The organism is Microbacterium sp. NPDC089320 (genome assembly GCF_040684875.1).
Taxonomy (GTDB): Bacteria; Actinomycetota; Actinomycetes; order Actinomycetales; family Microbacteriaceae; genus Microbacterium.
The window spans coordinates 1-18,092 of sequence record NZ_JBFBGY010000004.1; the positions used below are offsets into that span (position 1 = coordinate 1).

17 protein-coding genes are annotated in these 18,092 nt (G+C 68.4%); 3 read left to right on the top strand and 14 right to left on the bottom strand.

Annotation, left to right across the window (positions count from 1 at the left end; translation table 11 throughout):
• Positions 1 to 180: 180 nt before the first annotated feature.
• Both AB0N61_RS11770 and AB0N61_RS11775 read left to right on the top strand, forming a co-directional pair.
• Positions 181 to 993 (top strand): sugar ABC transporter permease, encoded by an 813-nt coding sequence (locus AB0N61_RS11770; RefSeq protein ID WP_363364255.1) that lies wholly within the window; start codon positions 181 to 183, stop codon positions 991 to 993.
• 2 nt (positions 994 to 995) lie between these two features.
• Positions 996 to 1,916, top strand: coding sequence for a carbohydrate ABC transporter permease (locus tag AB0N61_RS11775; RefSeq protein ID WP_363364256.1), 921 nt, complete (start codon positions 996 to 998; stop codon positions 1,914 to 1,916).
• Positions 1,917 to 1,990: 74 nt separating this feature from the next.
• On the opposite strand, the gene AB0N61_RS11780 is transcribed toward AB0N61_RS11775, so the two are convergent.
• Together AB0N61_RS11780 and AB0N61_RS11785 are read right to left on the bottom strand one after the other, a co-directional pair.
• On the bottom strand, positions 1,991 to 3,160 hold the full coding sequence (locus AB0N61_RS11780; protein ID WP_363364257.1) for an ROK family protein: 1,170 nt from the start codon (positions 3,158 to 3,160) through the stop codon (positions 1,991 to 1,993).
• Between the two features lie 138 nt (positions 3,161 to 3,298).
• Positions 3,299 to 3,598 carry a chorismate mutase gene (locus tag AB0N61_RS11785; protein ID WP_363364258.1) on the bottom strand — a complete coding sequence of 100 codons (300 nt, stop codon included), beginning with the start codon at positions 3,596 to 3,598 and terminating at the stop codon, positions 3,299 to 3,301.
• Positions 3,599 to 3,693: 95 nt separating this feature from the next.
• Here AB0N61_RS11785 and AB0N61_RS11790 point away from each other — a divergent pair, with 95 nt between their 5' ends.
• Positions 3,694 to 4,980 (top strand): AI-2E family transporter, encoded by a 1,287-nt coding sequence (locus AB0N61_RS11790; RefSeq protein WP_363364260.1) that lies wholly within the window; start codon positions 3,694 to 3,696, stop codon positions 4,978 to 4,980.
• A 72-nt stretch (positions 4,981 to 5,052) separates the two neighbouring features.
• Here AB0N61_RS11790 and AB0N61_RS11795 read toward each other — a convergent pair whose 3' ends face one another.
• From AB0N61_RS11795 to AB0N61_RS11850, 12 genes are all read right to left on the bottom strand, one after another.
• Complete coding sequence (locus AB0N61_RS11795; RefSeq protein WP_167947349.1) at positions 5,053 to 5,976, bottom strand: ABC transporter substrate-binding protein; 924 nt, start codon at positions 5,974 to 5,976, stop codon at positions 5,053 to 5,055.
• A gap of 50 nt (positions 5,977 to 6,026) precedes the next feature.
• Positions 6,027 to 6,803 carry an ABC transporter permease gene (locus AB0N61_RS11800; protein WP_363364262.1) on the bottom strand — a complete coding sequence of 259 codons (777 nt, stop codon included), beginning with the start codon at positions 6,801 to 6,803 and terminating at the stop codon, positions 6,027 to 6,029.
• Entirely contained in the window at positions 6,800 to 7,480 is a 681-nt protein-coding gene (locus AB0N61_RS11805; RefSeq protein ID WP_363364263.1) for an ABC transporter permease, read from the bottom strand. Before AB0N61_RS11805 ends, AB0N61_RS11800 begins: the two co-directional genes overlap by 4 nt.
• Complete coding sequence (locus AB0N61_RS11810) at positions 7,477 to 8,364, bottom strand: ATP-binding cassette domain-containing protein (protein ID WP_363364265.1); 888 nt, start codon at positions 8,362 to 8,364, stop codon at positions 7,477 to 7,479. Before AB0N61_RS11810 ends, AB0N61_RS11805 begins: the two co-directional genes overlap by 4 nt.
• A 64-nt stretch (positions 8,365 to 8,428) precedes the next feature.
• Positions 8,429 to 8,731, bottom strand: coding sequence for a DUF427 domain-containing protein (locus AB0N61_RS11815; protein WP_167947355.1), 303 nt, complete (start codon positions 8,729 to 8,731; stop codon positions 8,429 to 8,431).
• A 201-nt stretch (positions 8,732 to 8,932) separates the two neighbouring features.
• On the bottom strand, positions 8,933 to 10,366 hold the full coding sequence (locus AB0N61_RS11820; RefSeq protein ID WP_363364267.1) for an NAD(P)/FAD-dependent oxidoreductase: 1,434 nt from the start codon (positions 10,364 to 10,366) through the stop codon (positions 8,933 to 8,935).
• Between the two features lie 168 nt (positions 10,367 to 10,534).
• Complete coding sequence (locus AB0N61_RS11825) at positions 10,535 to 11,515, bottom strand: hypothetical protein (RefSeq protein ID WP_363364270.1); 981 nt, start codon at positions 11,513 to 11,515, stop codon at positions 10,535 to 10,537.
• 10 nt (positions 11,516 to 11,525) lie between these two features.
• Positions 11,526 to 12,314, bottom strand: a complete 789-nt coding sequence (locus AB0N61_RS11830) for a signal peptidase I (RefSeq protein WP_363364271.1) — start codon at positions 12,312 to 12,314, stop codon at positions 11,526 to 11,528.
• Positions 12,315 to 12,371: 57 nt separating this feature from the next.
• A complete protein-coding gene (locus AB0N61_RS11835) occupies positions 12,372 to 13,184 on the bottom strand; it encodes a SipW-dependent-type signal peptide-containing protein (RefSeq protein ID WP_363364274.1) in 813 nt (270 codons plus the stop codon).
• Positions 13,185 to 13,268: 84 nt separating this feature from the next.
• Positions 13,269 to 14,258, bottom strand: a complete 990-nt coding sequence (locus AB0N61_RS11840) for a hypothetical protein (protein ID WP_363364275.1) — start codon at positions 14,256 to 14,258, stop codon at positions 13,269 to 13,271.
• Entirely contained in the window at positions 14,255 to 14,890 is a 636-nt protein-coding gene (locus AB0N61_RS11845) for an alternate-type signal peptide domain-containing protein (RefSeq protein WP_363364277.1), read from the bottom strand. The genes AB0N61_RS11840 and AB0N61_RS11845 overlap by 4 nt, the downstream gene beginning before the upstream one ends.
• Positions 14,891 to 14,934: 44 nt before the next feature.
• On the bottom strand, positions 14,935 to 17,889 hold the full coding sequence (locus tag AB0N61_RS11850; protein WP_363364278.1) for a hypothetical protein: 2,955 nt from the start codon (positions 17,887 to 17,889) through the stop codon (positions 14,935 to 14,937).
• Positions 17,890 to 18,092 lie beyond the last annotated feature (203 nt).

An 18,092-nucleotide genomic window follows, 5' to 3' on the forward strand; every position in this document is an offset into this window, starting at 1 on the left:
CGCGTTGGGGTAACCCCCTGCCCCCCCACACAACACCCCCCCACCCGGGGGGGGGCGCCCCCCGCCCCCCCCCCCACCCCGGGTCGCCGAGCGGGCGCTGCCCGCGGCAAGCCCGGCGGCAAGGACCTGCTCCAGGCGCTGCCCTGGATCGCTCCCGCCCTCCTCCTCATCATCGGCGTGGTGCTGTTCCCCGCCGGGGTGATGTTCTTCAACTCCACCCGCGACATCTCGCTCTCGGGTCTCGACAAGGGCTCGGTCGGCTTCGACAACTTCGTGACGGTGTTCACGTTCGCCGAGTTCTGGCCGATCATCTTCCGCACGATCGTCTGGGTCGTCGTGGTGGTCGCCTTCACGGTGCTGATCTCGCTCGGGCTCGCGCAGATCCTCAACAAGGCCTTCCCCGGTCGCCAGATCGTCCGCATGGCGGTCATCGTGCCGTGGGCGGCATCCGTCGTGATGACGACCATGGTCTTCTACTACAGCCTCGAGCCGTACTTCGGGGTGTTCAACAAGTTCCTCTACGACATCGGACTCGCAGACGACGCGGTCGGCTACGGCTGGACCAAGAACCCGACCACCGCCTTCGCCTGGTCGATCGTGATCGCGATCTTCGTCTCGCTGCCCTTCACCACCTACACGATCCTCGCGGGGCTTCAGACGGTTCCGGCCGACACCCTCGAGGCCGCGAAGATGGACGGCGCCGGAGCGACTCGCACCTATTGGACGATCATCCTCCCCCAGCTGCGCAGCGCCCTTGCGGTCGCCGTGCTCATCAACATCATCAACGTGTTCAACTCGCTGCCGATCCTCAAGGTGATGACCGGGTCGATCCCCGGCTACGGGGCCGACACGATCATGACGATGATCTTCAAGTACATCGAGCTGCAGAAGAAGGTCGACGTCGCGAGCGCGCTCTCGGTCGTGGCCTTCCTCATCGTGATCGTGATCGTCGCGATCTACGTCAAGGCCGTCAAGCCCATGAAGGAGGTCTGATCATGACCCTGACCGAGACCGCCCTCGTCACGACCGCCGGCGACGACGCCGCCCCCCGCATCCCCGGACGCAAGCGTCGCTACACCGAAGACCAGGTCACCCTGCCGCGGGTGATCCTGCGCATGGCCGCCGGCATCCTGGTGCTCGCGATCTTCGTTCTGCCGTACCTGATCATGTTCTTCGGCTCCGTGAAGACGAAGTCGCAGATCCGCTCGGTCGACCCGACCTACCTGCCGGTCGAGTGGCACTGGGAGAACTACATCTCGATGTGGTCGACTCCCGAGACGCCGCTGCCGTACAACCTCATCTCGACGATCATCATCGCCGTGTTCGCGACGCTGCTCGTGCTGCTGGTCTCGCTCCCCGCTGCGTACTACACCGCGCGGTTCAAATTCCCGGGCCGCATGGTGTTCCTGTTCCTGGTGATCGTGACGCAGATGCTGCAGCCCGCGGTGCTCACCTCGGGTCTGTTCCGTCAGTTCACCACGCTCGGCCTCGGCGACACCTGGGCGGCGATGATCTTCATCAATGCCGCGTTCAACCTCTCGTTCGCCGTGTGGATCATGCACTCCTTCTTCGCCGGCATCCCGAAGGAGATCGACGAGGCCGCGCAGATCGACGGAGCGGGCCGCTTCACCGTGCTGTTCAAGATCAACCTGCCGCTGGTGTGGCCGGGAATCGTGACCGCGATCGTCTTCACGTTCGTCGCCTGCTGGAACGAGTTCGCCGCATCGCTCGTGATCCTCTCGACCGACAAGAACCAGCCGCTCTCTGTCGCGCTGACGAAGTTCGTCGGTCAGTACGAGACGAGCTGGCAGTACGTGTTCGGTGTCTCGATCGTCGCGATCCTGCCCGTCGTCATCCTGTTCATGCTGATCGAGAAGCGCCTCGTGGGCGGCCTGACCGCCGGTTCGGTGAAATAACCCCTTTCGAATCGCTTGCTTTGCAGTTTCGGCAGCCGCTTTTCTGCAAAGTGAGCGATTCGAAGCGCGTGGAGTCAGGAGCGCGGAGGGGCGGATGCTGCGCGCAGCTGCGCCGGACTCCAGCGCACCCCGAGTGCGTTCGACAGCGCCACTTGCCCGACTCCGGTCGAGATCGAGGCGTCAGCATCGGCGAACCGCACGGGAACGTCGGCGGTGCCCGTCGCGGTGTAGTCGATCTCGGCCTGGACGAGTCGGAGGAAGGGGTCGCCGAGCGCTCGCGCCGGACCCCCGATGACGACCTCGGCTGCGTCGAGCACGGCCGCGATGAGCTTGATGGTGCGTGCGAGCGCGCGAGCGCCCTCTGCCAGCTTGTTCTCATCGGCCGACGCCGCCAGCGCGGTGATGGCCTCGTCATCCATCGCGTCATCGAAGTCGTCGCCCAGCATCGCCGTCATGGATGACGCCGACTCCAGGCATCCCTGACGTCCGCATCGACACGCGCGCGCGTCGTCGCCGAACTGCACCTGCACGTGGCCGATCTCTCCCGCGCGGTCTCGTGGGCCCGGTGCGAGTTCGCCATCGAGAGTCACTGCCGCACCGATCCCGGTGCCGATGTGGATGAACAGCCGATAGCCGGATGACTCGTCTTCGCGGGCCGCTTCGGCGATCGCCTCCGCGTCGACGTCGTTCACAAGAAGCACGGGAACCGAGAGCAGACGTTCGAAGCGGTCGGCCAGGGGAACGTCCGTCCATCCGAGCTGCACGCTCTCGAACACGCGGCGGCCGTCCGTGGTTCCCGGAAGCTGCACCCCCGCGACGAGCAGACGGCCGGCGTGCTCGGTCGCGATATCGGTCAGCGCGGAGTCGAGCATCCGCACCCGCGACTCGTCGGAGAAGGCGACCTGGCGGGTCTCGACCTCGGTGCCGTCGAGAGCGACCAGCGCGATGCGCGCGTCGGTCGGTCGGAGCACGAGCACGAGAATGAGGTGATGCGCAGCGTCGATGCTCAGCGTGGTCGCCCGCTTGCCTCCCGTGCTGGCCGCCTGCTCGCCGTCGACGACCAGGTGCAGCTCGATGAGCTCGGCGACGAGCGACGACGCGGTGGCCGCCGTGAGTCCTGTGGCTCGGGCGATCCCCGCCCTCGTCTCCGAGCCGGGGCTGCGGAACACCAGCTGCAGCGCTCGGCGGAGGTTGGCCCGGCGAACCGACGCCTGGGTGTCGAGTGCGTCATCGCCGTTCAGCATGGGGCCGGCTCCGGGTGAGGAATCGGTTGACAGTGCTGGTGGTTCTGCGTACGCTCGGTCATAGTTTATTCAATAAACTTAGTTCGGTCCCCGGGCGAGTGAGTGCTGCACACACTGTCACTCGCTCGGAAGGCCGGATCATCGGCCTTCGGCGGCTTCGGTGTGATGGCGGATCACTTCAGCCACGACGAAGTTGAACCACTTCTCTGCGAACTCCGGGTCGAGGTGCGCCTCTTCGGCGAGCGACTTCAGACGTGCGACCTGCTGCTCCTCGCGCCCCGGATCGGATGCCGGCATCTCGTGCTCGGCCTTCAGCTGTCCGACCTGCTGCGTGGCGCGGAAGCGCTCGGCGAGCATGAAGATGAGTGCGGCGTCGATGTTGTCGATGCTCGAGCGCAGTCGGAGGAGTTCAGCTCGAGGGTCTTCGGCGGCGGTCATGCCCCCTACTCTACGGAAACACGGGGCAGAACGACCCCACCCCGAAGGGGGGATGCCTCCCGGAAGGACCCGCGCTCGGCCGCTATCGTGAGCACATGAGCCGAGAAGAGCAGGAACCGTCGAAGCCCGCGTCTGCTGCCGCATCCGAACCCTCCTCGGCACCCGACATCGCGGCCTCGACGAGCTTTCCCTCGACGGACGCCTCCGTCGCGACGACCACCCCGCACGCCCCGGCTGCGACGACCACCCCGCACGCGTCGCCCACCCCGCACGCCCCGCACGCCCCGGCCGCTCATCACGGCGTCGTCGAGCCGATGACGCCGAGCCGCTCGTTCTGGACCCGCATCGATCGCCCCTTCGTGTTCGGCTTCCTCGTGACACTCGGCGGTCTCGCGGCGATCGTCCTCGGCCTGGCGATCGCGAACCTCTCGACCGTGCTCATCTACATCGCACTCGCACTGTTCGCGGCCCTCGGACTCGACCCGACGGTGCGCTTCCTCGAGCGCCGCGGCCTCTCGCGCGCGATCTCGGTGGTTGTCGCGATCCTCGGGCTCATCGTCGTGGCGGGGCTGGTGGTGTGGATGGTGCTGCCCGTCGTGATCGACCAGATCGCGAGCTTCGTGCGGTCGGTGCCCGGGATGATCCAGGATTTCACCCGCAGCGACATCTACGCGACCCTCGACGACCAGTTCGGCGACCAGTTCCAGGATCTGGTCGCCGACGTGCAGAAGTTCCTCACCGATCCCGGCAACATCGCGGCGATCGGCGGAGGCGCGCTGCAGGTCGGCGCCTCGATCGCCAACGCCATCTCGGGCATCATCGTGGTGCTCGTGCTCACGCTCTACTTCGTCGCCACCCTGCCGACGATCAAGGCGGGCCTGCTGCGCCTCGCTCCCGCCCGCGACCGCGAGCGCGCGAGCGACATCACCGAGCAGATCACGGACTCGGTGGGCGCCTACGTCATGGGAATGGTCGTGCTCGCGTTCTGCAACGCCCTGCTCGCGTTCCTGCTGTACCTGTTCCTCGGCTTGCCGTTCCCGCCGCTCATGGCGACCGTCGCCTTCTGCATCACCCTGATCCCGCTCGTCGGATCGGTGATCTTCTGGATCATCGGCACGAGCCTCGCCCTCTTCACCAACCCCATCGCGGCGCTCGTCTTCGCGATCGTCTACCTCGTCTACATGCAGATCGAGGCGTACGTGATCACCCCGCGCGTCATGAACAAGGCTGTCGCCGTGCCCGGCGCGCTCGTCGTGATCGGAGCCCTGGCCGGCGGCACGCTCCTCGGTCTGCTCGGTGCACTCGTGGCCGTGCCGGTCGCGGCATCCATCCTCATCATCATCAAACAGGTTCTCGTCCCTCGACAGGACGCTCGGATCTAGCGCCTCCGGCGCGAGACGACAGATGCCCGGCCCCCCCAGGAGGGGCCGGGCATCGTGGTGGAACGAGTCGGATCAGCTGAGGTCGTTGTCCGCCAGCCACTTCTTCGCGATGTCAGCAGACGACTGCTGGTCGACCGTGCTCAGCACGTTGAGCGCGACGAGCTCTTCACCGGTCAGCTTGGCGCTGATGGCGTTGAGGACGTCGGACACCTCGTCGGCGATGTCGCTCGAGACGATCGGCACGACGTTCGACGAGATGATGAGGTTCTCGGGGTCTTCGAGAGCGACGATCTCCTCGGTCTCGAAGGCCGGGTCGGCGGTGTAGATGTCAGCGACCTGGATCTCGCCCGCGAGCAGCGACTCGAGGGTGGTCGGGCCGGTGGCCGAGAACGCCAGGTCGACGCCGTAGACCTCCTTGGCCGCAGACGGGCTGTACGGACGCTGCTCGAACTCAGGTGCCGCGCCGATCGTGACCTGTGACGTGACCTTCGACAGGTCGCCGATGGTCGTCAGACCGTTCTCCTCGGCGAAGCTCTTCAGCACCGTGTAGGAGTCCTGGTCGGATGCCTCGGCGAAGTCGAGAGCCGTCAGGCTGTCGGGCAGGGCGTCCTGCAGGGCTGCGAAGACGTCATCGGGGCTGGTCACGGTGACCTCGTCGTCCGAGATGTACTCGAGCAGGCTGCCCGTGTACTCGGGGAAGACGTCGATGTCGCCGGACTCGACGTCGGGCATGTAGGCGTCACGCTGTCCGATGCTGAACTGGCGATCGACCTCGAGCCCGGCGCCCTCGAGCGCCTGGGCGTAGATCTCGGCGATGATCTCGTTGGAGTAGTAGGCCTGCGAGCCGACGACGATGGTGTCGCCGCCGCCCGAGCTCTCGCCCGAATCGCCGGACTCGCCGAGCGAATCGCTCGAACCGCAGGCGGACAGGGTGAGCGCGGCGGCTGCGACGAGGCCGATGACGGCTGCGGAGCGCTTTCCTCGTGCTGTGAACATGGACTTTCCTCTTCTCTGGGGGACTGCGTTGCGGATGCTGTGTGCGAGGGTCAGACGGTCGCCGCCTGCGATGCGGCGGTCGGGGAGGGAGCCGCGTCGGATGTCGACGGCTCGGCGGCGGGTGCCAGTGGGCGCGACCGCCGACGTGAGGCGCCGCCTCCCGTGCGGAGCCCTGCCGGCACGGCGAGGTGCTGGGCGGTGGCGAGCAGCAGATCGACGATCAGCGCGAGGACGGCCACGAGGATCGCGCCCGCCAGCACCTGATCGAAGCGCTGCAGCGGGATGCCCTGGATGATCGGGTAGCCGAGGCCGCCCAGACCGACGTAGGCCGCGATCGTGACGGTGGCGATGACCTGCAGCAGAGCCGCGCGGAGACCGCCGACCAGCAGCGGCAGACCGAGCGGCACCTCGACCTTCCAGAACACCTGCCAGCCGGTCATCCCCATGGCCTTCGCGGCGTCGATCACGCGGCGATCGATGGCTTCCAGTCCGGTGTAGGCACCCGCGAGAAGCGAAGGGATCGCCAGCAGGACGAACGTCGTGATGGCCGCCTCGGGGATGCGCAGCACGCCCAGCAGCAGCACCAGCAGGATCATGAGGCCGAAGGCGGGGATCGCTCGGGCGGCCCCCGACACGGCCACCGCGATCTCGCGACCCTTGCCGGTGTGGCCGATGAGCCAGCCGATCGGCACGGCGATCACCGTCGCGATGACCACCGAGATCACGGTCAGCGTCAGATGCTCGCCGAGCAGTTTGGGCAGCGCGTAGTTGCCCGTCCACTGGGCGGGAGCCACGATCCAGGCGAAGGCCTCGAGGAACAGGTTCATGCGGGAGCCCCCACAGCCACGGGACGAACCGCGCTCGCCCGCGTGGTGGCGCGCGTCCAGGGCATGAGCGCCCGCCCGAGGAGGAGCAGAAGCAGGTCGATGACCAGGGCGATCACGACGACGGCGATGATCCCGGCGAACACCTCGGCGATGATGCGCCGGTCGAGGCCGTTGGTGAAGAGATAGCCGAGGTTCGTGATGCCGATCAGGATGCCGACGGTCGCGAGCGAGATCGTGCTCACCGCGGTCACTCTGAGGCTGGCGAGGATGACGGGCCCGGCGAGCGGGAACTCCACCGCCCAGAAACGGCGGAAGGGTCCGAACCCGGTGGCCGTCGCGGCTTGGCGGATGTCGTCGTCGACCGAGTCCAGCCCGTCGGAGACGCCGCGCACGAGGATCGCGATCGCGTAGATGGTCAACGCGACGATGAGGTTGGGCTCGGTGCGCGCCGAGTAGCCCACCACGGAGGGAAGCAGGATGAGCAGGGCCAGCGAGGGGATCGTGTAGAGCAGCCCGGTGAGCACGATGATCGGCCCGCGCACCAGCCGGAAACGCCAGGCCACCCACCCGAGGGGCAGCGAGAGCACGAAGCCGAGCACGATCGGGATGATGCTCTGCCTCAGGTGCACGACCGTCAGCTCGAGGATCAACCCGAGGTTGTTCGCGACCCAGTTCACGCGCGTTCGCCCTGCACAGCGCCGAGGGCGGCGGCATCCGGCCCTCCGAGCGGTCCGTCGACCGTCTCGGGCGCCGACACGATCGCTCCCTGCGTGCGCCCCTCGGAGTCGACCACCACGGTGCCGTGCGGAGTCTCTTTGAGGTGCAGCGCCCGGCGCCCGCGGTCGGCTCCGATGAAGGAGGCGACGAAGTCGTCGGCAGGGTTCTCGATGATCTCGCTGGGGCTGCCCACCTGCACGACGCGGGCACCCTTGTCGAGGATCACGACCTGGTCGCCGAGCAGGAACGCCTCGTCGATGTCGTGTGTGACGAACACGACCGTCTTGTCGAGTTCGTGCTGCAGTCGCAGCGTCTCCTGCTGCAGGTCGGCCCGCACGATCGGGTCGACCGCGCCGAACGGCTCGTCCATCAGCAGGATGTTCGGGTCGGCCGCGAGGCCGCGGGCCACGCCCACGCGCTGCTGCTGGCCGCCCGAGAGCTGGCTGGGGTAGCGATCGGCGAGGGACTGGTCGAGTCCGACCGTCGTGAGCAGCTCTCGAGCCCGCTCGTGCGCCGGCCCCTTCTTCACGCCGGTCAGTCGAAGCACGGTGGCGACGTTGTCGATCACGGTGAAGTGCGGCATCAGACCGGAGTTCTGCATGACGTAGCCGATGCGGCGGCGCAGAGCCACCGGGTCGCCGCCGAGCACGCTCTCGCCGTCGATCTCGACCTCGCCCGAGGTCGGCTCGACCATGCGGTTGATCATGCGCAGCAGTGTGGTCTTGCCGCACCCGGAGGATCCGACGAACACCGTCGTCTTGCGCGACGGCAGCACCAGGCTGAAATCCTTCACGGCGGTCGTGCCGTCGGGGAACTGCTTGGTGACGTTGCGGAACTCGATCACGATTGCTCTCCGGTCGATCGATCGACGAGACGCGCGTCAGCGCCCCGACTGCGGCATACAGAGGTCACTCAGAGACCTCGACCCGCGGGTCGAAGGCGACGAAGCCCGAGAAGTCCTTGCCCACGCGGTCGAAGGCGCTCGGGTACGGCGTCGGATACGACCAGGCGTAATCGGTGTGCAGCTCGCCACCGGCCTGGACGGAGAAGTACTGAGCCGCGCCCTTCCACGGACACGTGTACGGAGTGGGGCTCTCGACGAGCACGCCCTCGGTGATCGCCGCCGGCGGGAAATACCAGTTTCCCTCGATGCGCGCGAGATCGCTCTCGTCGGCTTCGGCGATGACGGTTCCTGCGAGTACAGCCTTCATGGTCCTGCCTCCTCGGATGTGGGTTCGAGCGTATAAGAGGTGTGCGACATTCGGCCGGGGGTTGTGGTCCCGGTCGTCAATGTGAGAAACAATCCTGCTCCGGGCACGCCGATCGCGCCAGGCCTGTCCCCTGCTGTTCGGAGCGGACGCCGCAACGGATGGCCACGCACGGCATCCGTTCCCGGCATCCGCCCGGTGCGCTCACGCCGAGTCCCGCCCGTAGGACTCGAGCAGGCGCAACCAGATCTCGCTGATGGTGGGATACGCCGGAACCGCGTGCCAGAGCCGGGCGATGGGCACCTCGCCGACGATCGCCACCGTGGCCGTCTGCACGAGCTCGGCGACCTCGGGGCCGACGAAGGTCGCTCCGATGATCACGTCGCGCTCCTTGTCGATCACGAGACGGGCCTGACCCTCGAAGCCGTCTTCATAGAGGCTCGCACCCGCGACCGAACCCAGGTCGTAGTCGACGACGGCCACGTCTGTGCCGGCCGTGCGGGCCTCGGCTTCGGTCTTCCCGACCGAGGCGACCTCGGGGAACGAGAAGGTCACCTGCGGGGCACCGGCGCTGTCGGCGGTGGCGACGTGGCGGCCCCAGGGAGCATCGTCCACCTCCTCGCCCTTCGCGCGGGCGGCGATCACGTCGCCGGCTGCCCGCGCCTGGTACTTGCCCTGATGCGTCAGCAGCACGCGACCGTTGACGTCGCCGACCGCATAGAGCCAGTCGGATCCGGGAACGCGCATGGTGTCGTCGACCGTGATCCAGCGGCCGGGCTCGAGGCCCACGAGGTCGAGGCCGATGTCGCCACTGCGCGGCGACCGCCCCGTCGCCACGAGAACCTCTGAGGCGGTGACCGTCGAGCCGTCGTCGAGCACGATCGAGACTCCCTGATCGCCTCGGGTCACGCTGGTCGTGCCGGTATCGGTGCGCACATCGACTCCGAGCTCTTTCAGCCCTGCCGCGACCCGCTCACCGGCGAACGGCTCCATCGACCCGAGCAGGCCGCTGCGGGCGATGATCGTGACCGTCGAGCCGAGTGCCGCATACGCCGTGGCCATCTCGACCGCGACGACGCCGCCGCCGATCACCGCCAGCGACTCGGGGAGCTCCTCGGCGCTCGTCGCCTCGCGGCTGGTCCAGGGAGATGATTCGCTGAGGCCCGCGATCGGCGGGATCACGGCATCCGACCCGGTGCTGATCGCGACGGCGTGGCGGGCGCGGAGCACGCGGGTGCCGCCGTCGGCATCCGTCACCGTCACCTCGCGCTCGCCCGACAGCCGACCGTGCCCCCTCGCGAGGTCGATACCGGCCGACTCGAGCCACTTCACCTGCCCGTCGTCCGACCAGTTGCTCGTGAACGAGTCACGACGGTCGAACACGGCGCGCACGTCGAGAGCGCCCGTCACCGCCTCGGCAGAGCCCTTGACGTTCTGCGCCGCCCGCAGCGCCTGAGCCGGGCGCAGCAGCGCCTTCGACGGCATGCACGCCCAGTACGAGCACTCACCGCCGACCAGCTCGCTCTCCACGATGATCGCGGTGAGTCCGTTCTGCACGGCACGGTCGGCGACGTTCTCGCCCACCGGCCCTCCGCCCAGGACGATCAGGTCGTAGTCGTCGTTCTTGTCGGCAGTCATGCGTGCACCTCTCGTCACCGGGTTCGCCGCCCAGTCTTGCTCAGAAGCAACGCCGAGTCACGGGGTGGTGTTCCGACGCGCGCTGTGCAAGACGCTCCCGGGCGGGTCGCCGGCGGACCGTCCGTCTGCAGGATCAGGACACGTCTGCGGCGATCTCGAACCGTCGTCCTAGACCCGGAGGGCGAGCGGCAGGAGAACGGGTGCCGGCGCGCATCCGAGGCACAGCGACTGTCGCCGGCCGGATGCCGCACGTCGGGCAACCCATGGTGCGCCGCCCCTGATCGAGCCGCCGCAACCGTCGCAACGGCGACGGCGGGCTGCGAGCAGGAGCAGCCCTGCAGCGAGGATGCCGAGCGCGAGGGCGAGGAGCAGTGCCACGAGAGCCGCGGTGCCGCCCGTCGCCGCCAGCGTCGGAGGGATCGTGCTCGAGTCGCCTTCGATCTGCACGCGGACGTCGAATCGCAGGGCGCTCGATTCACCGCGGCCGTTCATCTCGGTGGTCAGAACTGCCGGCACGTCGAAGCCGACCGTCACGGGGACGTCGGCACCGCGCGGAACCTGGACCTGCACGAGCTCGGGACGACCGTCATCGAGAGCGATCAGGTCGGAGAAGGGCGCTGATCCCCTCACGCCGGCGACGTCCCAGAACAGCGTGACCTCGTCACCGAGCTCCGGATTCACGGCCAGGACGGGCACCGTCTCGGCAAGCACGAGACCGACGCTCATGACTGCATCGGAGGGGCCGTCATTGCGAACGCCGAGAGTGCGGAAGACGTGGTCGCCCGGCGAGATCACGCGTTCGCCCACGAAGCTCGCCTGAGCCGTGTCGTAGTCGGAGCCTCGCCAATCCAGGTGAACCGTGCGGCCGTCCCAGCGACCCGAGAGCAGTTCCGCGCGCGTGGCTTCTCGCGAGGTGGCATCCCCGGCTCCGTCGACGTAGGTCTCGGCCCCGGCGGACTCGCCGCGAGCATCCTCGCTCGGAGCGCGGGTGCCGAAGAGGGTGGCGCTCGCGGGGGCCACGGAGAACCCCAGCCCGATGAGCGCAGCCAGCACGAGGGCGATGGCGCCGAGCGATCGTGCTGCGCGGGCCGGACGCGATGGGTGCTTCAGGGAATAGCTGTCGCCGGCGGCGTCGACATAGGCGCTCATTGTGTTCCTCTCACGGAGACGGTGAAACGGGTGCAGTGGAGCGGAGGTTCTGTTCGAGGAGCGCGACCTCGCGCTCGCGAAGCGCGAGCTCTCGTTCCCGCAGATGCAGCTCGCGAGCTCGGAGCGACGCGTCGACGTCGGCGGTCCGGTTCTCGTGGGGCGCAGACGGATCGCTGTCGGGCGCGGTCGGGGCGTGCGCGACAGAGCGGATGCGGGTGCGCGGACGTGCCCGATCGAGTGCGTAGAGCCCCGCTGCCGCGAGAGCGAAGATCGACAGGACGAGGATCCTGTTCTCGGCGACCCAGCTCCGCGCCCAGCCCACGGCGGGGATGCCGTAGATGAAGACACCACGCACCTGCTCCGGCGAGACGGGTTCGTCGGGGGCCGAGTTGGCGTCGCCCTGCAGGATGAGGCGGCAGGAGGTGCCGTCGTCGTAGCTCCCGACGGTCTTGGCGGTGACGCGGTGAGTGATGAGCTCAGGGTCATCCGGGGCGGGGTGGTAGGTCACGATGTCCCCGATCGCGATGTCCTCGCAGACGTCCTGCTGCGCGATCCCTCGCAGTGCGACCACGTCGCCGGGGCTGAGGGCGGGTTCCATCGATCCGGTCAGCACGGTGAGACCGTCTCCGCCGAGGATTCGGGGGATGACGAACAGGGCCGCGGCGCCGACGAGGACGACGCCGACGACCATCGCCCCCAGGACGTCGCCGAAAGACCGCCACGGCGAGCGGGTCGCCCACGCCGGACGGGGTCCGGAACCCGGCGAGAACCGGGGATGCCTGATTCGGTTGCGCGGCACTTCTTCTCCTTGACGTGGGGCACCCGCTGACGCGGATGCCCCACTGCTCGGATCTGCTTACTCGAACTGCGAGCCCGTGTCGCGGACCTGGTCGAGCTGCAGCTTCAGCTCGGCGAGGGTGTCGACGGTGAAGGCGTCCTGGCGGGTGCCCGTGGCCGCCTCCGTCTGATCCGCGTAGCTGCCGTCTGCGGCGACCGTGGCCTTGCCGGCGTCGCCTGCCGTGCTGTCGAACGTGCCGTAGAGGACCACGGTGACGTCCTCGGAGGTGTCGGTCATCTGGAACACGGTCGACTCGGCAGCGCCACCCGCGGTGGCGACCATGGCGACGCCGTCGTCGACGCCGTCGGCCTGGCCGGTGGAGGGTGCGGACAGGTAGAACAGGCTGCTGTCCGCGGGGACGGCGGTCTCGGAGACGAGCAGCACGCCCTGGTTGTAGACCTCGTAGGACCAGGTCATGGATGCGTTGCCGTCGACCATCGCGTCCAGGCCGGCGACAGAGAGCCTGCCGACGAGGTTGTCGCCCTCGAGCGTGACGTCGGCGGAGAACGCGGCGGCGACCTTGTCACCCGGGACGGCGCGCCAGGACGCGTCGTCGATCAGGTGTCCGAGCTGGCTGCCGTCGGTGCCGACGAGCGTGTCGGTCGCGTCCGCGCGGTCGGCGGAGACGTCGTAGAACGAGGTGTCGGCCGTCTGGACGAGGTTGAGGTCGCCCGCCGTGATGTCGCCGCCGGCGAAAGTGTCGTCAGCGCTCCAGAGCGCGAACGTCGATCCTCCGGCGAGAAGGGCGGCGGCTCCGAGACCGACCCAGACCAGACCGCGGCGACGCGGACGCTCCTCCGTGACAACGATCGTTGATGCGTGGTTGTCCATGTTTCACTTTCTGCTTGCAGCCCCGCTGCGCAGGACTGGTCCGACCGACGTCCAGGCGGCCGTCGGGGTTCGTGTCGAACGGTGTCACTCGTCCGAAGTCGTGGGCGCGAAGTGGTCGACGGGCTGCGCCACTGCCGCGTCGAGGTTCGTCACCGCGGGGTCGACCACGATGGTGATGTCCGGCTCGCTGCTCGGGTCCGGGTAGATCGCCGCACTCCAGACATCCACGTCACGCGGACGTGTGCGGTCCTCCGCGACGCCCGTGGCCTCCACCTCGTTGACGTAGGTGCCCAGCAACGGCAATGACGGCGGGAAGCCGACGGTGGTGTTCCACGTGTCCAGCGCCGCGTAGACCTTTCCGTCTTCGGCGGTCGCCAGGGCGTACGCGTCATTGACGTAGGCGCCGTCGGGCGCGTTGATGAAGGCCATCGCCGCGCACCAGGTCTGCGTCGATCCGCCGGTGCCCCTGGCTCCCGGCGCCTGGAGCTCATGCTCGTGACCGTCGAAGACCATGACGTTCTTCCGTGTCTCCCCTTCGGGTGTCTCCGGGGTCTCGGGCACGTCGGCGCAGCCGCCCCCGGCGTCAGAGGGGTACACCTTGAGGGTCGAATACCGAAGGAGCGTGTTCTCTTCTCCGACACCTGAGCGGAGGTCGTGGACGGAGCCGTCGCCGGCGACCTGCGAGGTGACCGACACGTCGTAGACGAGGCCGGTGATGCCATCCGCCCACCCGGCGACATCGAAGGTCCAGATGATCGGCCCCGCGTCCGGCGTCCGCTGGCCCAGAACCTCGGCCATCCTCGAGCCCGGCAGCGTGAGTTCGACGGCGGCGCCGTCCTCACTGCGGACGAGACCCGCCGAACCGTCCGTCGGAGCGGCCGCGAAGGCGACGCGGCCGAGATCGAACGTCGCGATGCTGACGGAGTCGTTCATCGCCCACAGGGCGTACGCCGCCGGAGCCGCGGAGGCGGCGAGCGCCCCCAGAACGAGTCCACCGACCGCCGCCCTCGCACAGGCGCGACCACGACCGCGCGTGCGCAGCCGTCTCGCCGCGCGGTCGCTCCTGCGGCTCATGGGGTGCCTCCGTCGACGTGGCCCGGGTGGTCGCGAAGCTGCTCGAGGGAGATCACGATGGTGCCGGCTGCCCACGGGACGGGGGCGTCGTCGACGGATCCACCGTCGACCCAGTCGTAGTCGCCGAGGATCCTCGCCGTGACGACGACCCTCCACTCCTCCACCGCCCCTGCGTCGGTCCCGGTCAGGCCGCCCACCGCGAGCGTCGTTCCGAAGGGGGAGGTCCCGTTCTCGGGTGCGACCTGAACGCCCTCGGCGTCCTCGATGTGGAAGGACAGCGAGATCCGTCCGTCCGCGACCGCCCGAGCAGCGTCGCTCCCCCTCGCGTAGTCCACCGCGAGTCCCGCGTGCAGGTTGTCTCCCTGGAGGTACGACTCGACGTGCTGGGTGATCGTGACGACGTCTCCGGGCATGGCTCGGAAGTCGGCCGGCGTTCCGGTGAGCGGACGCTCGTCCGTGTCACCGGTCCCCGGGGTGACCTGACGCCAGGTGGTGTCCATCGACACCAGCCTGAGATTGCCACTCGTGATGTCTCCGACGCCGACCGTCGTGCCGGCCGACCAGAGGGCAGACGTGCCTCCCGCCGATGCGGCGGCGAGCAGCAGCCCGACCAGGAGGGGAGCCGCGGCCACGGAGGCCTGTCTCCGGAGACTCCGCATGCGTCGTTCACGCGAGGTCACGGGGTCCCACCCGACTCGGAGCGCGGGCCGTCTGCCGTGGTGTCCTCGGGAATGAGGGCGACGCACGAGAACAGCTTCACGGAGTCGCCGATGCCGAGCGACGGGACGGTGCCGATGAGCCCGCTCTTGCCGAGCCGCTCGTCGGAGTCGGTCACCTGGACGTCGCGGAGGACCGTGAGCCAGTCGTCTGCCGACGTGTTGCTGACGGTGTACACGAAGCACAGCGGCTGTCCGTCGGTGAGGCGACTGTCCCGCGGAACGGGCGTGCCCGTGGCCTCGATCCGCTGAGCCGAGGAGGGATCGCCGACGTCGGCGTACGCGCGCTTCGCGATGTGGATGATGGGATCGGTCGAGTAGAGGTAGGGGTTCACGTCGGGCACGAGGAGGCCGTCGTAGTTGCTGTCGCCGGTCACGACTGTCGCCGCGATCGTCGTCATCGTGCCCGCCGGCGCGTCTCCCGCAGCCGCGGTCACGACGACGGCCTTCGACTGGGTCGCTCCGCCGTCGACCACCGGCACCGCGGTGCTCAACGAGAGCCTCGGCGTCCCCTCGGGCTGATCGACGCTCGTCGCGAACTTCAGCTGCTCCGTCGGGAGGGGAGCACCGGCGGCCAGCATGTAGCGGAACGACTTGCCCACGGGGTCGCCGGTCACCAGCGCGAACCTGCTCGGCTGAGCGGTGATGGGATTCACGAACGTCACGACGTCGTCGGTGGCGCGCTCGTTCCCCGTGGTCGCTGCGCCGATGTTCGTCAGTCCGGTGGGGATCGCGACGGTGCCGGCGCCGATCGACAGGCTCACACGCGCGGTGTCGTCGACCCGCACGACCACGTCGAACCGCGTGGCCGAGCTTCCGGCGATCTCGGTGACCGAGACGACACGGGGGTTGAGCCGCGCGGCATCGATGGTGCTGATGCCTGCGGCGACACCGTCGAGGCCCTCGGACGTGGCGCGCTTCGCGTCGACGACGACGTCATCGATGGTCACCGTCGATGCATCGAGGTGCATCGACGAGGTGAGCGTGAAGTGCAGGTCGCGGGCGTGCGTCTCCTCGTTCTGGGTGGTGGCCTGCGCGATGGTGAGCTCGGGACGGCAGTTGCCGTCGATGACAGCCACTCGTGAATACTGCGAGGATGCGGATGCCGTGCCCCCGCGCGGTTCGATGGTCTGCACCCGCAGTGCGCCCTTCACCGCGCCCGAGACGGGGTCGACGGGGCCGACACCGTTGTTGGTGGCGAGACGCTCGTCGCCGGGCATCGGCAGAGCGATCCGGAGCGTCTGACGCGCGTCGGCTGTGACGTCGTAGCGGCCGACATAGACCTCTGCGTCGTTCCCCTGGGTCCAGTAGACGTCGAGGGCGAGAGGCACGGCGGGATAGCGCCCCGCGGTGTAGTCGGTCGTGTTCGCGGCGTCGGCGGGTGGGGCGACCTCGAGCGGCGCGATGCACTCGGCCGCGGTGACCGGGGCGGTCTGCACGTTCGCGCTGCTGCGCGCCGTCGGCCACCATGTGTTGAGCTTCGCGTTCGCCGACGCGTTCAGGTTGCTGACGAGGGTCGACGCGACAGAGCCGTTGCCGGAGAACTCCTCGAGGACGGTGTTGACCTGGCTTCCGGAGCGCGCGCCGAACGTGTTGCGAGCGATCTCGACGACGCCGGTCTGCAGCATCCGGATGCCGGAGCGGGATGCGCTGGTCGAGAATCCGTCGACGTGGTTGTCCACGATCGAGACGTGCGAGTCGGCGAGGTTCGTGGCGGAGTCCGTCGGCTCGAGACCGTCCCAATAGACGGCCTGGGTGTTCATGGTTCCCGTCGCGACGAACTGGTTGTCGGCGATCGTGCCGCGGGTGCCGATGCGCTTGTCCGTGGGGAGCACGATCGCCGCTGCGGAGTCCTCCACATCGCCGTTGCCCGACATCTGCGTGAAGCCGTTGCCGACGATCTCGAACGTGCCGAGGTTGGCGTAGGCCAGATCCACCACCGCCTGACGAGCGCGGTAGTACGGGGCCGAGAACGTGTTGCCACTGACCGTCAGCTTTCCCACCGTGGCGTACCTGAGATCGAGCCCGCGAGCGTCCGAGGCGGATGAGCGGTTGATGTTCGAGGCGACGTTGTCGGTGAACACGAGCTCCGTGATGTTCTGCTCGTAGGCCTCGACCGGCGTCGAGGTGCATCCTGCCGCGGTGCTTCCGTTGCACGCGCCGGAGGTGTCGCTGGCGAGATAGGTGTTGCCGGTGACGGTAAGGCCCTTCACGGGGAAGGACGCGTTGCTGCCGTCGACGACGCCCCAGTTCCAGTCCCTCTCGTTGGAGGCGAAGCCGCTGATCGTGGAGTTCGAGACCGTGATCGCCTCAGCGCCGCCTCGCACGACGAAGAAGCGCTCGGGATAGTAGGTGACGGTGCGGATGTCGAGGTCGTCGAGGGTGACGCGCTTGGCCATCGGTCCGATGTAGAACGAGGTCTCTCCCGCCCACACATCGTCGACGGCGCGGATGGTGATGTCGGGCCCGTTGAGATGGAACGGGACCACACCGACGTCGCCAGCCCCGGCGGGGTGGATGGTGACCTTGTGCTCCAGATCGATGATCACCGGCGCAGTCACCTCGTAGTTCGCACCGTTGTCACCGCCGACGTTTCCGGCCACCCCACCGTTCGCCGCAGCGAGCGACGTGCTCCTCATCCGCGCAGCGGCGGTGTCCGCGATCGCGATGTTGCCGCCCGCGAAACCGGGATCGACCCCGATGGTCACCTCTCCGGCGGGCGCGTTCAGGGCGTTGGACTCCTCGATGGCCGCGCGCAGCGTGCACGTCCCCACGGTGGACTCGCACCTGCCGTCGGTGAGGGAGCCGGCAGCTCTCTCCAGGCCCACCGAGTTGATCCATAACTCGGTCGCGGCGTGAGCGGCGCCGGCGATCGCGATCGGCGTGAGCAGTCCCGCTGCGATGGCGAGCGTCACGCCCACGGCGGTGGCCCTGTGGCGGCGCCCGCTGCCGGTTCTACGAGTTCGCATCTTCAAAGTTCCCCTACTGCGCGGTGGCGCGGCGATGTCCAGGAATGGCTGACGCATCCATCGCATCTCCGAACGGCGGCGGGCACAGCGGGTGCGAGCGATCATGAGTGGCGCGTGATCGCGAGTTGAGTGCTGATGCGAGCGCCGCT